This window comes from Paenibacillus phoenicis (assembly GCF_034718895.1).
Classification (GTDB): Bacteria; Bacillota; Bacilli; order Paenibacillales; family Paenibacillaceae; genus Fontibacillus; species Fontibacillus phoenicis.
The window spans coordinates 3,187,345-3,202,460 of the sequence record NZ_JAYERP010000001.1 but is presented as its reverse complement, the minus strand read 5'-3'; the positions used below and the strand labels follow the sequence as shown (position 1 = coordinate 3,202,460).

The 15,116-nt window shown below is 54.1% G+C and carries 8 protein-coding genes and 1 pseudogene; 5 read left to right on the top strand and 4 right to left on the bottom strand.

Translation table 11 applies throughout. The features are described from left to right. Positions 1-403 precede the first annotated feature (403 nt). Both U9M73_RS15260 and U9M73_RS15255 read left to right on the top strand, forming a co-directional pair. The gene (locus U9M73_RS15260; protein WP_009225390.1) at positions 404-1,855 is read left to right on the top strand and encodes a S41 family peptidase; all 1,452 of its coding nucleotides are present in this window, start codon (positions 404-406) and stop codon (positions 1,853-1,855) included. A 140-nt stretch (positions 1,856-1,995) separates the two neighbouring features. Next, positions 1,996-3,351 (top strand): PDZ domain-containing protein, encoded by a 1,356-nt coding sequence (locus U9M73_RS15255; protein WP_323077911.1) that lies wholly within the window; start codon positions 1,996-1,998, stop codon positions 3,349-3,351. A 529-nt stretch (positions 3,352-3,880) separates the two neighbouring features. Here the strand turns inward: U9M73_RS15255 and U9M73_RS15250 are convergent. Further along, positions 3,881-4,657, bottom strand: a pseudogene (locus U9M73_RS15250) (IS110 family RNA-guided transposase); the annotation flags it as partial. Between the two features lie 239 nt (positions 4,658-4,896). Next, positions 4,897-5,547: a hypothetical protein gene (locus U9M73_RS15245; RefSeq protein ID WP_036645353.1), complete on the bottom strand. Its 651-nt coding sequence runs from the start codon at positions 5,545-5,547 to the stop codon at positions 4,897-4,899. Positions 5,548-5,903: 356 nt separating this feature from the next. Here U9M73_RS15245 and U9M73_RS15240 point away from each other — a divergent pair, with 356 nt between their 5' ends. Then, positions 5,904-7,022 carry an IS110 family RNA-guided transposase gene (locus U9M73_RS15240; protein WP_323076132.1) on the top strand — a complete coding sequence of 373 codons (1,119 nt, stop codon included), beginning with the start codon at positions 5,904-5,906 and terminating at the stop codon, positions 7,020-7,022. Between the two features lie 596 nt (positions 7,023-7,618). Here the strand turns inward: U9M73_RS15240 and U9M73_RS15235 are convergent. Then, positions 7,619-8,500 carry a flagellar motor protein MotB gene (locus U9M73_RS15235; RefSeq protein WP_323077910.1) on the bottom strand — a complete coding sequence of 294 codons (882 nt, stop codon included), beginning with the start codon at positions 8,498-8,500 and terminating at the stop codon, positions 7,619-7,621. After that, entirely contained in the window at positions 8,497-9,333 is an 837-nt protein-coding gene (locus U9M73_RS15230) for a flagellar motor protein (protein WP_323077909.1), read from the bottom strand. Before U9M73_RS15230 ends, U9M73_RS15235 begins: the two co-directional genes overlap by 4 nt. A 261-nt stretch (positions 9,334-9,594) precedes the next feature. On the opposite strand from U9M73_RS15230, the gene uvrB reads away from it, so the two are divergent. Together uvrB and uvrA are read left to right on the top strand one after the other, a co-directional pair. Then, on the top strand, positions 9,595-11,589 hold the full coding sequence (uvrB, locus tag U9M73_RS15225; protein ID WP_009225396.1) for an excinuclease ABC subunit UvrB: 1,995 nt from the start codon (positions 9,595-9,597) through the stop codon (positions 11,587-11,589). 595 nt (positions 11,590-12,184) lie between these two features. Next, on the top strand, positions 12,185-15,064 hold the full coding sequence (gene uvrA / locus U9M73_RS15220) for an excinuclease ABC subunit UvrA (RefSeq protein ID WP_323077907.1): 2,880 nt from the start codon (positions 12,185-12,187) through the stop codon (positions 15,062-15,064). Positions 15,065-15,116 lie beyond the last annotated feature (52 nt).

Below are 15,116 nucleotides of genomic sequence, written 5' to 3'. Positions count from 1 at the left end.
TAGTGTTCGAGCGAAAACGGATACCGCCTCTCTGGGGCAGGGTCCGTTTTCACCGTTAAATTGCAATTTTGGGGTTTAGTGATAAGAAGCCAATTTTAAAACCACCTGGTTAGCATGGAAGATTTAAAATTGGGTTATTAGCACCGAGAAGGTTGGATGAAGCTAGAGGCTGAGTAGCGGAGCGTAGGCAAATCCTACGTGAGCAACGGAAGACTCGGCTGAATTCAAGATTCGACGTCGATTATGCTCCTTAGAAAGTGCATCGTGATAAGAAGCCAATTTTAAATCCACCTTAAATTGTAAATATTTCTCATGGGTGGAACATATACTATGTGACGTTCAAATTCGGACGTGCCGGGCACGCCGCCCGGACATGTTCATTTTTCGGAGGCGGTGATCAAGGATGTTTAAAGGTCGTACGGTAGCCCTGCTCGTTGTCGCAGCCATGCTGGTCAGCAGCTTGTTGACGTTAACGCTGACGGGGGAATGGAGCTTTGCTGGAACGGGACCGCTGCGCAGCGGAAGTTTTGCCGACACGGCCAGCACCGGCTCGAAGCAAGACATCAAAAAAATCGAGACGGCGTTGCAGCTTGTCCAAAAAAACTACGTCGAGGACGTGGATACGAACAAGTTAATTGATGGTGCGATTGACGGGATGATGAATGCGCTGGAGGATCCATTCTCCTCATACATGGCCCCGGATACGGCGCAGCAATTCTCGGAGCAGATTGAGGGGTCTTTTACCGGAATTGGGGCAGAGGTGTCCATGGAGAACGGCAATGTCGTCGTTGTTTCCCCGATCAAGGGCTCTCCTGCAGAAAAAGCTGGCATTCAACCGAAGGATATCCTGTTGTCGGTGAACGGGGAGTCGTTTGAGGGCTTAAGCTTGAATGAGGCGGTGGCCAAAATTCGCGGCCCGAAAGGCACAACGGCTAAGGTGAAGGTTAAACGGGCGGGAGTTGCGGATACGCTGGAATTCGAGATCGTCCGTGATGACATTGCGCTGGAAACGGTCTATGCCGAGATGAAGGATGGCAAAATCGGGGTCATTACGGTGACCGAGTTTTCGTTGAATACGGCGGATCATTTCAAGAAAGAGCTGGAAAACCTTGAGAAACAGGGCATGAAGGGCTTGATCATCGATGTGCGTAACAACCCGGGCGGGGTGCTGGACGTCGTTGAGGCGATGTCGGAGCAGTTTGTGCCGAAGGGGAAAGCCATCGTCCAAATCGAGGATAAATATAAGCGTCGGCAGCAGTCGGTTTCCAAGGGAAGCGGCAAATCCTACCCGATCGCTGTGTTGACCAACAAGGGCAGTGCAAGCGCCTCGGAGATTTTGGCCGGAGCCCTGCAGGAATCCGCAGGAGCGAAGCTGGTCGGTGAAACGACTTACGGCAAAGGAACGGTGCAATCCAGCTATAGTCAGGAAATGGGCGACGGCAGCATGCTGAAGATCACCATCGCCAAGTGGCTGACGCCAAACGGCGAATGGATTCATAAGAAGGGGATCAAGCCGGATGTTGAGGTGTCCCAGCCGGACTATTTTACGGTAGCTCCGATCAATAAGGAAAAAACGTACAAATACGATATGCTCGGTGAGGATATCAAAAGCGCCCAAACGATGCTGGACGGACTCGGATACAATCCGGGCCGGAAGGACGGTTATTTCGATAAAAACACCGAGAAGGCGCTGAAAAAGTTCCAAACAGACCAGAAGCTTACGGCAAACGGTGTGCTGGACGCGAAAACCGCCGAGGCTTTGGAAGCCAGCATCATCCAACAAATCCGCGATCCGAAAAACGACATGCAGTTAAATCGTGCGCTGGAGATCATGCGGAAGGAAATTGCGAAGTGAATGTCGAATCCCTTAGAGGGCTGATGTGCGGCCCTCTTTTTTGCTGAATTTCGTTGGAGTACATAGGTAAACCGATCATTACTCCTAGGGCAAGATGACAAGCTTGAACTTATACACCAAAAAAGGAGCGTGAATACCTCTTGGATCTCATTCTGGAAGGATTGTGGAGTCTGGCGGAAGCAGGGGCGCAGCTATTGCTGCAGCCGTTCTACTATATCTCGATCATCGTCATCCTGCTGCTCTATCGCAGACAGGTTGTGCTGGAACGCCGTCTGTTTCATGTTCGCCTGCACAGATGGGGCTTGCAGACTTGGCGAACCGCCCTTGGCGGGCTGCTGGCGGGGCTGGCGGTTTCCGTCGTCTTCGTCTTCCTCGGAATGAATCTGACGATGGAGGGAATTCTCTGCCTTTGGGTGGTTACGCTGGTGCTGATGCTGTTCCGCATCCGCTATTTGTGTCTCGCTTACGCCGTGGGCTTGCTGGGGGTACTCCAGTTTGTATTCAATCTGATCCCGGATACGGCAGGGGTTGCGGTTCTGAGCGACGTCGTTCGCGTCGTCCGGGAGCTGGATATTCCGGCATTGCTTTGTCTGGTCGGCCTGCTGCATTTGGCCGAGGGACTGTTGGTCCGGTGGCAGGGCGCTTCGTTTGCGGGGCCGTTGTTTTTTGAAGGCAAACGGGGCAAGCTGATCGGCGGGTATCAAATGCAAAGCTTGTGGCCGGTGCCGCTGTTCCTGCTCGTCCCGGCGCAGACGTTGGGCGGGGTCCTGCCGTGGACGCCATTGTTTGGCGGGGAAGCATGGCAAGACGGCTTTAGCCTGATGGGGCTGCCGATCGTGCTCGGATTTTCGGAGATGACGTTGGGGATGCTGCCTAAGGATAAGGCGCGCCTTTCGTCTGGTCGACTGCTGGGGTATGGTGCAGTCATTACCGTGCTGGCGCTGCTTGCGGCGTGGTGGAGCCCGCTGATGCTGGTGGCCGCAATCGCGGCGTTTGGGCTGCACGAAGCGTTGATTTGGCTGAGCCGCTATGAGGAGCAGCAGCGCAGCCCGATGTTTGTCCATCCGCAAGGGGGACTCAAGGTGCTCGCGGTGCTGCCGGGCAGTCCGGCGGAAGAGCTGGGCATCCGGGCCGGCGAGTCGATCGTGAAGGTCAACGGCATGCCGGTGCCCACGAAGGAAGATCTGCATGCGGCGCTGCGGATCAACCCGGCTTTTTGCAAGCTGGAGGTGCAGAATCTCGCGGGCGAGAGCAAATTCCTCCAGCGCGCCATCTACGCCGGCGATCACCACCAGCTCGGCGCGATTCTCGCGCCGGACGAGCTGGCGCCGGCGGCAGTAAGGCTGCAGCCGCTCTCGCTGCTGCAGCTGCTGCGCCCGCGCGCGAGCGCCCGTGCGGCGCGCGGCGCTCGGGGCGCCACGCCCGAGCCGCAGCGCGATGCGCGGGCGGGCGGCGGCGCGCCGGCGGCGGCCGATGGGCCGGCCGCCAAGGCGTAAGGGTGCGCCCGCGCCGCGGGGGGCTGTGCACCCCGCGGCGCCGTGGCGCCATGCCCGTGCGCAGCGCGGATGCACGCGTCTGCGGCGGCCAATGGCTGCACCGCGGTGGCGGGCTGCCGCGCGGTGCGACGACAAACCCGCCTGGGAGAGGCAAGGCCTCCCAGGCGTTTTTTGCGTTCGCTAACGGACCCAGGTGACGCTATTTGCATGAGATAAGCAGCCATGAGAATGTAACGGACCCAGATGCTCTTATTTGATTGAAATTAGGGATGAACTGTCCTACTTTACCTGAAATAAGGCCACCTCAGTCCGTTAGAACGGGAAATGATGCGGGAAATCGAAAATAAGGTCATTTGGGTCCGTTGCTATGAACGTTTTTGTCAAGCCCTCGGTTTTAACTCTGCCTGAGCACGTGGCGCGAGAGCAAAAATGCGAGCGACGGTCGGCACGCTGCTATCCGTGGGTTGGTTACTTTCGTCAAGGAGAGCTTTTGCAAAGCTAGAGACGCACGGTCAGTTTCTTTCAAAACCTAGTGCAAACGGACCACGCAAATTCTCTCCCAAACCTTCGTTTGCTCCCGGGCCTCGTGCTCCGGCGTGAGCTTGTCAAGTGTCTCAAGGGTAATGGCTGTAAGCAATCCAATCCCCCGTAGGGACTGAAGAGCTTGGATCAGAGAAGCCTTAGAACCGGTCGCAGCTTGCTGGACCAGTGCTTTTTCTAGGCGCCCCTTGCGCTGCTCGATTTCATCTAAGGCATGAAGCATTTCACTGAATGCCACGTGTATGGACTCATACGGGAACGTAAGCTGCCCTAACCAGACGCGATACTTCTTGGTCCAGCGACGCTTTATGGTGGCTGGCGGTTCAATCTGGTGACGAAGCAGGAACTTCAAGATCCGCTGACGAGCCCGATGGGCATCTTCCTTGGCCGTTTCCCGGGCGCGAACCAATTCTCGCAGAGCCTTATCTTCCCGCTCGGGGACGTAAATGGGAGTGAGTTCTCCTGCACGATACAAACGTGCGAGTTGCTCCGCATCCCGTCGATCTGTTTTCACTTGGTCGCCGGGGCGTTTGGGAATAAGTGAAGGCGCAATGACAACGCACTCGGCTCCCATGGAAGTAATCCACCGGTAAGTTTCATAGCCTGTGGGACCGGCCTCATAACAAAACGAGAGGTTTTCGGCCGGACCCAGTTCCTTGATAAGTTTGCGTAATGCCGCCGCCGTATGAGGGATAGTCCCATAATAGCGGGGTGACTCCCCACCCACATCTGCAATCGCAACCGAAATTTTTTCTTTGGATACATCTAAACCGACGAATTTTGTGGTAGACTACATAGTATCAGCTCTCCTTTGCTATGTAGCTCTGAAATGGTTTGGTTTACACTTTCCATTTTAACCTACGAGATGTAGCAATTTGGAGGGCTGTCTTTTGTTTACGTTCATCTTAGCTAGAAATCCGGAGCAGAGAGCTACGTCTCACATCACATATGGGTAGACCCACCATACGGCAAATCCACTGCTGGAAGTTGCCCGACCCCCGCTTCTCAACGCACAAGACAATATGTCCGATATCGGTGCTTCCCGCTTGCAACAGATAATTGCTGTTTTTGAGCTAACCCGTGCAATATGCGTCTGGCGTGTCGATCCGTAATCCGCAAATGCTCCGAAAGTTCCAATGGACTAAAGGGCCGTAGCAGACGTCTCGCAAAACGTACTGTTTCCGCCTCAAGCCAATCTAAATCTGGTTGTACTGCAAGGGTCATGAATTTGCCGACAAAAGACAGGACCAGCTGTTGGCATTGCTTCGGCTCCTCTACAATAGACAAGTAAGCGATAGGGAGTAACGTCCAACCATCCAAAGCCAATAAACTGTGACGCCAACATAAATCTTTAAAACGTCGGACATCTAGATCTCTTGCATGGGGGCCGTATCCTTGAATCTCAATCGCCCCCTTAGCCGAGCCTGCCCCTGGGAGATAAGCGAGGTCCAAGTATCGGTAACCGTTATTAAAGTCGCGTACCTCCCACTCCGGGTATAAGTGATCAAATTGTCCAACGGCAGGGAACCATACGAACCTCAAAAACTCCATGGTGCCGTGCCCCAACCCCTTTTTGAGGAGCTCCAATCGTCTAGGATTCTTCTCCTCCTCCATTTGTTGTGCCATCCACGCATCAAATGCTTGTTCAAATTTCATCCCATCTCCACCTTTCTCCAATTGTGAAAACAAAAACGCCGTCCCGATACCTTTTCACCACTAAGGGGCGAGGTATCAAGACGGCGTGTGCTTCACGTCCGATTTGAGCTTAGTTTATCTCGTTTGACGTATGCATGCAATGGTTGAGTGCTTCATAAAAAGCTCAGGTGTTATGTTGTCTGTAACGGTAACGGACCGTAGAGCCCTTATTTCGTTCACAGTTCCCCCTCGTGAAATCTAGCTAAGATGAACGTAAAACAAAGACAGCCCTCCAAATTGCTACATCTCGTAGGTTAAAATGGATAGTGATTAACCCAAACCATTTCAGAGCTACATAGCAAAGGAGAGCTGATACTATGCAGTCTACCACAAAATTCGTCGGTTTAGATGTATCCAAAGAAAAAATTTCGGTTGCGATTGCAGATGTGAGCGGGGAAGCTCCACGCTATTACGGAACCATTCCCCACACACCGGCAGCGTTACGCAAGCTTATCAAAGAGCTGGGAGCGGCCGAAACGCTATCGTTTTGCTACGAGGCAGGACCCACAGGTTACGAAACCTATCGCTGGATCACCTCCATGGGGGCCCACTGTGTCGTCATTGCTCCATCGCTCATTCCCAAACGCCCCGGCGACCAAGTGAAAACAGATCGACGGGATGCCGAGCAACTCGCGCGTTTGTATCGTGCAGGAGAGCTCACTCCCGTTTACGTCCCCGAACGGGAAGATGAGGCTCTACGGGAATTGGTTCGCGCCCGTGAAGCTGCCAAGGAAGATGCCCACCGGGCTCGTCAGCGGATCTTGAAATTCCTGCTTCGTCACCAGATTGAACCACCCGCCACCATAAAGCGTCGCTGGACCAAGAAGTATCGCGTCTGGTTAGGGCAGCTTACGTTCCCGTATGAGTCCATGCACGTGGCATTCAGCGAAATGCTTCATACTTTGGATGAGATCGAGCAACGCATGGGGCGCCTAGAAAAAGCACTGGTCCAGCAAGCTGCGACCGGTTCTAAGGCTTCTCTGATCCAAGCTCTTCAGTCCCTACGGGGGATTGGATTGCTTACAGCCATTACCCTTGCGGCTGAAATCGGAACCTTTGCGCGTTTTCGCTCCCCTGCGCAACTGATGGCGTACTTGGGACTGGTCCCTCGTGAGTATTCCACGGGCCTAAGTACTCGACGCGGCAGCATGACCAAAGCCGGAAATGGCCGCTTACGACGGACTTTGGTGGAGTCCGCTTGGAGTTACCGTCACCGTCCTGCCGTAAAAGGGGATCTCGCTAAGCGATTAGATGGTATGCCCGCCGACGTACAGCTGTTATCCTGGAAGGCGCAAGAAAGATTGCATTACAAATACCGTCATCTTGTGTTTGGAAAGAACAAGCACAAGAATGTGGCCGTCGGTGCGGTGGCCCGGGAATTGATTGGGTTCATATGGGCGGTTGCTCGAACCGTGGAGCAGCCAGCAGCCTCCTAACGCCTTTGGACGATGAAGGACGCAGGGGACGTTGCCCCCTGCACCCCCACACTCGCCGTGTGGCGTTCCTCATCTTCGATGAGGATTTGGAAAAGTGTTGAATTGTACCCCACCGCTTGTCAAGGAAGACGCTTGACAAGCTCACGCCGGAGCACGAGGCCCGGGAGCAAACGAAGGTTCAGGAGAGAATTTGCGTAGTCCGTTTGCACTAGGTTTTGAAAGAAACTGAACGTGCGTTTCTAGCTTGCAAGGGCTCTCCCTGACGAAGGCATAACATGTGGTAACCAACCCACGGATAGCAGCGTGCCGACCGTCGCTCGCATTTTTGCTCTCGCGCCACGTGCTCAGGCAGATTTAAAACCGAGGGCTTGACAAAAACGTTCATAGCAACGGACTCCAGTGACGTTATTTGGCGTGATATCAGACATAAATAACGAAAAAACAAGTAATAAGGTCATTCCGGTCCGTTAGCCGGGGAAATCGTCCGGGAAATAGCAAATAACGTCATTGTGGTCCGTTAGAGCGCGGGATAAGGGAAAAGAGCACCAGCATCATTGCGGACGCTCAAACAAACGTAGTCCCATTCCACATCCCCCCTACTGCTGCAACTGCCGCAACACCGTGATTTCCACCCGGCGGTTCTTCTGGCGGCCTTCGGGGGTGTCGTTGTCGGCGGCGGGGCGGGTGTCGGCGTAGCCGGCGTATTGGAATTGCTGCGGATCCAGCTTCTCCTTGTCGACGAAAAACCGCAACACCGAAAGTGCCCTTGCCCCCGACAGCTCCCAGTTGTCTTTGAACTCCGACGCGTACACAATCGGCAGGTTGTCGGTATGGCCCTCGATACTGATCACGGTGTCGAGCTGCCGGAACAAGCTGGCTAGCTTGGCGAGCGTTTTGGCGGAGCCGCTTTTGAGGTCGGCCTTGCCGGTGTCGAACAGAAACCGGTCGCTTAACGTGATCGAAATGCCCTGAGGCAAGTCAGCCACGTGGATTTGATCCTCCAGCGAATTGTCCTTGATGTAACTCTCAATGAGCTTCATCAAGTTGGCGAGCTCTTCCTCCTGCTTGCGAAAAGCAAGCTCCCGTTCGGTCAACGGAGCCTGTCCGCTGCTGTCCGCTTGTCCTGTCGTGCCTTGTCCTTCGCCTTGCTTGCTGCCGCTATCTGCCGAGGCCGGCGGATTTTTGTGACTGTACCGGTCTGCGGTGCCTGTAATCCCGCTGCCTAACTCCAGAATGGAATCGCCGCCTTTAAACGTTTGCTGGAGGGAGGAGGTCACAACTTCATATTTTTCCACGTCTAACCGGCTCATGGCATACATCATCACGAAAAAAATCAACAACAGCGTAATCAAATCCGCATAGGTGATCATCCAGCGGTCCTTCGCATCGTTTCGTTCCGAGCGGCGTGCACGCCTGCGGGATTCACGCGTCGAAACGTCCGGCTCGTTTATTTTCCCCGATTTGCTGGACGGTCTCATAGTTCATTCTCCTCGGAGGCTTGAATGCGAGCGCCGCTTCCGAAGCTGGCGGGTTTTTCCGCCGGACCGTCATCCGGCAGAAGACGCGCGGTTTCCGCGGTAAAAGACTCCAGCTTCCGCCGCACAAGCAGAGGATGGTCGCCGTTTTGGATCGACAAAATCCCCTCCAGCATCATCTCCATTCGGTCGATTTCGTCTTCGCCGCGCGCTTTGATTTTGGAGGCGATCGGAAGAAAAATCAGGTTGGCGCTGGCCACCCCGTACAACGTCGCCGTAAAAGCAAGCGCAATCGAAGGCCCCAATGCCGTTGGTTCGGACAAGCTGCCAAGGACGTGGATGAGCCCCATCACCGTACCGATGATCCCCATCGTTGGGGCGTATCCGCCGGCCGATTCGAAGATTTTGGCGTAGCCGTCATATTTTTTCGATACCGCATCGATTTCCAGCTCCATGATTTGCCGCACCATCGCCCGATCCGTTCCGTCCACCACCAGTTGAATACCCTCGCGCAAAAAAGGATCCCGATGCTCCGCCGCCTTCTTCTCCAAAGCCAAGACGCCTTCGCGCCGGGAAGTGGAAGACATCTCCACGATATCCTCGATCACGCCGTCCTGCGCCGGGGATTTGGTCATAAACGCGAGTGCCAGCGCCTTCGGAACCGTTCGCAGCTTGGCGACCGGGAAGCTGATCAACACGGCTGCAAAGGTGCCGCCGAACACAATTAAAGCGGCTGTAACCTGCAACAGACCGCCTAATTGACCGCCTTCGAGCGTAAATCCGCCAACAAGGGCGGCGAGACCAACAATGATGCCTATCAACGTTGCAATATCCATGAAATATGAACAACTCCTATCTTCGACTTACCGTTTGCATCTACAGGATGAAAAAGGTATAATACATGGGAACACCTATTCCTATTTTGATAAATTTAGGAAAGGCTCAGGCGTTAAGCTTGGTTTATTCATCGGAAGGATGACGATCCTAGTTTATATGTAGAAACAAACTTCTTGAGTAACCAACTCATGTCATAGATAAAAATAATGTCAAATGATGCCTCTAGTATTTCATTTTAGACGATAGGGTGATGTTGGACAATGAGTGAAATCGTGGTTAGCGACAATAAATTCGAGCTGATCTCCGAATATACGCTGCAAGGCGACCAGCCGGAGGCGGTGCGTCAATTGGTGGAAGGCGTGCTGGCCGGGAAAAAGCACCAAACTCTGCTCGGGGCCACGGGGACGGGTAAAACGTTTACGATCGCGAATACGATAGCGAAGCTCGGACGCCCCACCCTCGTCATTGCGCACAACAAGACGTTGGCGGCGCAGCTGGCCAGCGAATTTCGTGAATTTTTCCCCAAAAACTCTGTTGATTACTTCGTCAGTTACTACGACTACTACCAGCCGGAAGCCTACATTCCTTCCTCCGACACCTACATCGAGAAAGATTCCAGCATTAATGAAGAAATCGATAAACTGCGGCACTCGGCGACTAGCGCGCTGTTCGAGCGGCGGGATGTCATCATTGTGGCGAGTGTGTCGTGTATTTACGGTCTCGGTTCGCCGATGGAGTACCGGAATTTGGTGCTGTCTCTGCGGGTAGGGATGGAGAAGCCGCGCAATCAGATTTTAAGCCGGCTGGTGGATATCCAATACCAACGGAACGATATCAATTTTGTACGCGGTACGTTTCGGGTGCGCGGCGATGTGCTCGAGATCTTCCCGGCTTCGCATGGGGAGAAGGCGATTCGCGTGGAGTTTTTTGGCGATGAGATCGAGCGGATTACAGAGATTGACGTGCTGACCGGCGAGTTGGTTGGCGAACGGGAGCATGTAGCGATTTTCCCGGCGTCTCACTTTGTGACCCAGGAAGAAACGATGAAGATCGCCCTCCAGAACATTGAACGTGAGCTGGAAGAGCGGCTGGCGGAATTCCGCGCGCAAGGCAAGCTGCTGGAGGCGCAGCGCCTGGAGCAGCGGACACGGTACGACATCGAAATGATGAGGGAGGTCGGCTTCTGCTCCGGCATCGAGAACTACTCCGGACCGTTAACCTTCCGTGAGCGGGGGGCGACGCCGTATACGTTGCTGGATTATTTTCCGGACGATATGCTGATCGTCATCGACGAGTCTCACGTCACACTGCCGCAGATCCGGGCGATGTACAATGGAGACCAGGCGCGTAAGAATGTGCTGGTAGAACACGGCTTCCGCCTGCCGTCGGCGCTGGATAACCGTCCGCTGCGGTTCGAGGAGTTCGAGGAGAAGGCGACGCAGCTGATTTACGTCTCGGCGACGCCGGGGCCTTACGAATTGGAGCACTGCGACACGATGGTCGAACAGATTATCCGTCCGACAGGTCTGCTGGATCCGGTCATCGAGGTGCGGCCAACGAAGGGGCAGATCGACGATCTGATCGGAGAAATCCGCGATCGCATTGCCAAAGACGAACGCGTACTGGTGACGACGTTAACCAAGAAGATGGCCGAGGACTTGACCGATTACCTCAAGGAAGTCGGAATCAAGGTAAGGTATCTTCACTCCGATATCAAAACGCTGGAGCGGATGAGTATTTTGCGCGACCTGCGATTGGGGACGTTCCATGTCCTGATCGGGATCAACCTGCTGCGGGAAGGGCTGGATTTGCCGGAAGTTTCGCTGGTGGCGATTTTGGATGCCGACAAAGAAGGGTTCCTCCGCTCGGAGCGATCGCTGATTCAGACGATTGGGCGGGCTGCGCGGAACGCGGACGGCCGCGTGCTGATGTACGCCGATACGATCACCGAGTCGATGGATAAAGCCATCAAGGAAACCGAGCGGCGGCGCAAAATCCAGATCGCGTACAACGAGAAGCACGGCATCACGCCGCAGACGATCCGCAAGAAGGTCCGCGACGTGATCGAGGCGACCAAGGTCGCGGAGAGCAAAGCGGATTACCTGGCCGATGCCAAGGGCAAGATGTCCAAGCGCGATCGCGAAGCGATGATCGCTCGTCTCGAGGCCGAGATGAAAGAAGCGGCCAAGAACCTGCAATTCGAACGCGCTGCCGAGCTGCGCGACGCGATCCTGGAGCTGCGGGCAGAGGCATAAGCGTAGGCGAGCTGGCGCCGTTTAGCAATATGAGCCAGCCATAGGGTGGCCAAACAAGAGCGCTGACCTATGGCCCTTGGCTTGGGGCGGCTGATACGGGGCTCTTAGGTTGTAAGTTGCTGTAACGGAACGGAGAGACCTTATTTGCTCTAGAGAGCAAGGTTTCTCGTTCTAACGGAACGAGGAGACGCTATTTGGCTTGATAATGCACTAAACGTCGTTATAGCTGGTGAATAAGGTCTCTGGGTTCCGTTAGGACGGGAAATATCCAGGAAATCAACGAATAACGTCGCTACGTTCCGTTAGAATCCGGGCGCCCTGGGAGTGGAGCGTCGGCAAACCAACCCTATGTGAATAGCATCGTGATGGGAAGCCGGTTTTAGAGAAGTGAAAGTTAAATCAAGTTTAAGAATCGGGTTTTCAGCACCGAGAAGGTTGGACGAAGGAGGGAGTGAGTAGCGGAGCGTAGTTAGGGCTACGTGAGCAACGGAGCGACTGACTGAATTTAAGATTCGACGTCGAAGATACTCCTGTGAATAGCATCGTGATGAGAAGCCGATTTTTAAACATCATATAAAAAAGGGAGATGAAGTTGTTGGGTCGCGAGAATATAGTCATCAAAGGCGCCAGAGCGCACAATCTGAAAAACATAGATGTCACGATACCGCGCGACAAGTTTGTCGTGCTTACGGGGTTGAGCGGCTCCGGCAAATCATCGCTTGCCTTCGATACGATTTATGCCGAAGGGCAACGCCGTTATGTCGAGTCGTTGTCTGCGTATGCTCGGCAGTTTTTGGGGCAAATGGATAAGCCGGATGTGGACTCGATCGAAGGATTGTCCCCAGCCATCTCCATCGACCAGAAGACGACGAGCCGCAACCCGCGTTCGACGGTAGGGACCGTTACGGAAATCTATGACTATCTTCGTCTGTTGTACGCCCGGATCGGTCATCCGCACTGCCCGGAGCATGGCATTGAAATTACGTCGCAGACCGTTGAGCAGATGGTTGACCGCATCATGCAATATCCGGAGCGAACGAGATTGCAGATCTTAGCTCCTGTCATTTCCGGCAAAAAGGGCGAGCACAAAAGCCTGCTCAGCGAAATCGCCAAGCAAGGCTTCGTCCGGGTTCGGGTGGATGGAGAGCAACGCGATTTGTCGGAGAATATTGAACTGGAGAAGAACAAGAAGCACACCATCGAGGTCATCGTCGACCGGATCGTGGTGAAGGAAGATGCGCGCAGCCGGCTGGCTGATTCTATCGAAACGGCGCTCAAAATGTCCGGCGGGCAAATTCTCGTTGATATTATTGGCCAAGAGGAGCTTCGCTTTAGCTCGAACTATGCTTGCCCGATCTGTGGGTTCAGTATCGAAGAGCTGTCGCCGCGGATGTTCTCGTTTAACAGTCCGTACGGGGCTTGCCCAGAGTGCGACGGACTTGGTGTGAAAATGATCATCGATAAGGACCTGCTCATCTCGGATCCTTCCAAATCGATTGAGGAGGGTGCATTTGAGGCTTGGGCTGGCGGCACCTCCAACTACTATCCGCAGTTTTTGAGATCGGTTTGTGAGCACTTTAATATCCCGCAAAATGTACCGGTTTCCGAGCTGACAGCGGACCAGATGGACAAGTTGCTGTATGGCACAGGTGATGTTAAGGTTCGGTTCCGCTATGAGAACGATTTTGGCATGAGTCGAGAAGCCTATGTGACGTTTGAAGGGATTATCCCTAACCTGGAGCGGCGCTACCGGGAAACGGCTTCGGAGGGCATTCGTGAGTTCATCGAAGAGTTTATGGGCTCCAAGCCCTGTGGTACCTGTCATGGCCACCGTTTGAAGAAAGAGGTTCTGGCCGTAACGGTGAACGGTCAGAACATCGCCCATGTGACGTCTTTGTCGATCGGCGAAGCAAGGGAGTTCTTTGGGAATCTGGAGCTGACGGATAAGGAAAAATCCATTGCCCACCTGATCCTGAAAGAGATCAATAACCGGCTTGGGTTCTTGGTGAACGTCGGCTTGGACTATTTGACGCTTAGTCGTGCAGCTGGAACCTTGTCCGGCGGCGAAGCGCAACGCATCCGGCTGGCGACGCAAATCGGCTCTAGCCTGATGGGCGTCCTGTACATCCTGGACGAGCCTAGTATCGGGCTGCATCAACGGGATAACGATAAGCTGATCTCGGCGTTAACCCACATGCGCGATCTCGGCAATACATTGATCGTCGTTGAGCATGACGAGGATACGATGCTAGCCGCGGACCATATCATCGATATCGGGCCGGGGGCAGGGATTCACGGGGGGCAAGTGATCTCGCAAGGGACACCTCAGGAAATCATGAACGATCCGCGTTCCTTAACGGGTCAATATTTGAGCGGCAAGAAGTTTATCCCGGTACCTTTGTCTCGGCGGAAGCCGGATGGCCGTTGGTTGGAGATCAAAGGGGCGAAGGAAAACAACCTGAAGAACATCAACGTGAAATTCCCAATCGGTGTGTTTACGGCGGTGACCGGGGTATCCGGCTCCGGTAAGTCGACCCTGGTCAACGAGATTTTGTATAAAACGTTGGCTCGCGACTTGAACCGGGCGAGAGTGCGTCCAGGCCAATACAAGGAAATCAAAGGCCTCGAGCACGTGGAGAAAGTCGTTGATATTGACCAATCTCCGATTGGGCGTACGCCGCGATCCAATCCGGCAACGTACACCGGAGTGTTTGATGATATTCGCGACCTATTCTCGCAGACGAACGAGGCGAAGGTACGCGGCTATAAGAAAGGCCGCTTCAGCTTCAACATCAAGGGCGGTCGCTGCGAAGCCTGCAAAGGCGACGGGATCATCAAAATTGAAATGCACTTCCTGCCGGACGTATACGTTCCTTGCGAAGTCTGCAAAGGCAAACGGTACAATCGCGAGACGCTGGAAGTCAAATATAAAAACAAGAGCATTGCCGATGTGCTGGAGATGACGATCGAGAATGCTACGGAGTTCTTCCAGAACATCCCGAAAATTCACCGCAAGCTGCAAACGCTGATGGACGTTGGTTTAGGTTATGTGACCTTAGGGCAGCCGGCAACGACGTTGTCTGGCGGGGAAGCCCAACGTGTGAAGCTGGCTTCGGAATTGTATCGCCGCAGCACCGGCAAAACGATTTATATTCTCGATGAGCCTACAACCGGCTTGCATGTCGACGATATCGACCGATTGCTCAAGGTGCTTCATCGCCTAGTTGACTCCGGCGAGACGGTGCTTGTGATTGAGCACAATCTGGACGTGATCAAGACGGCCGACTACTTGATCGATCTAGGGCCGGAAGGCGGCAGCGGGGGAGGAACGGTGATCGCTACCGGCACGCCGGAGGACATCGTGAAGGTAGACAAATCCTATACCGGACGATACCTGGCGCCGATTCTCAAGCGGGATACGAAACGCACCGCGGAACTAAACCAAGTCGAAGAGAAAGATCGGGAAGTCGTTTAGAAGAAATCGGGGCAGTCTCTATTTAGAGGTTGCTCCTTTTTTGGCTTGATCG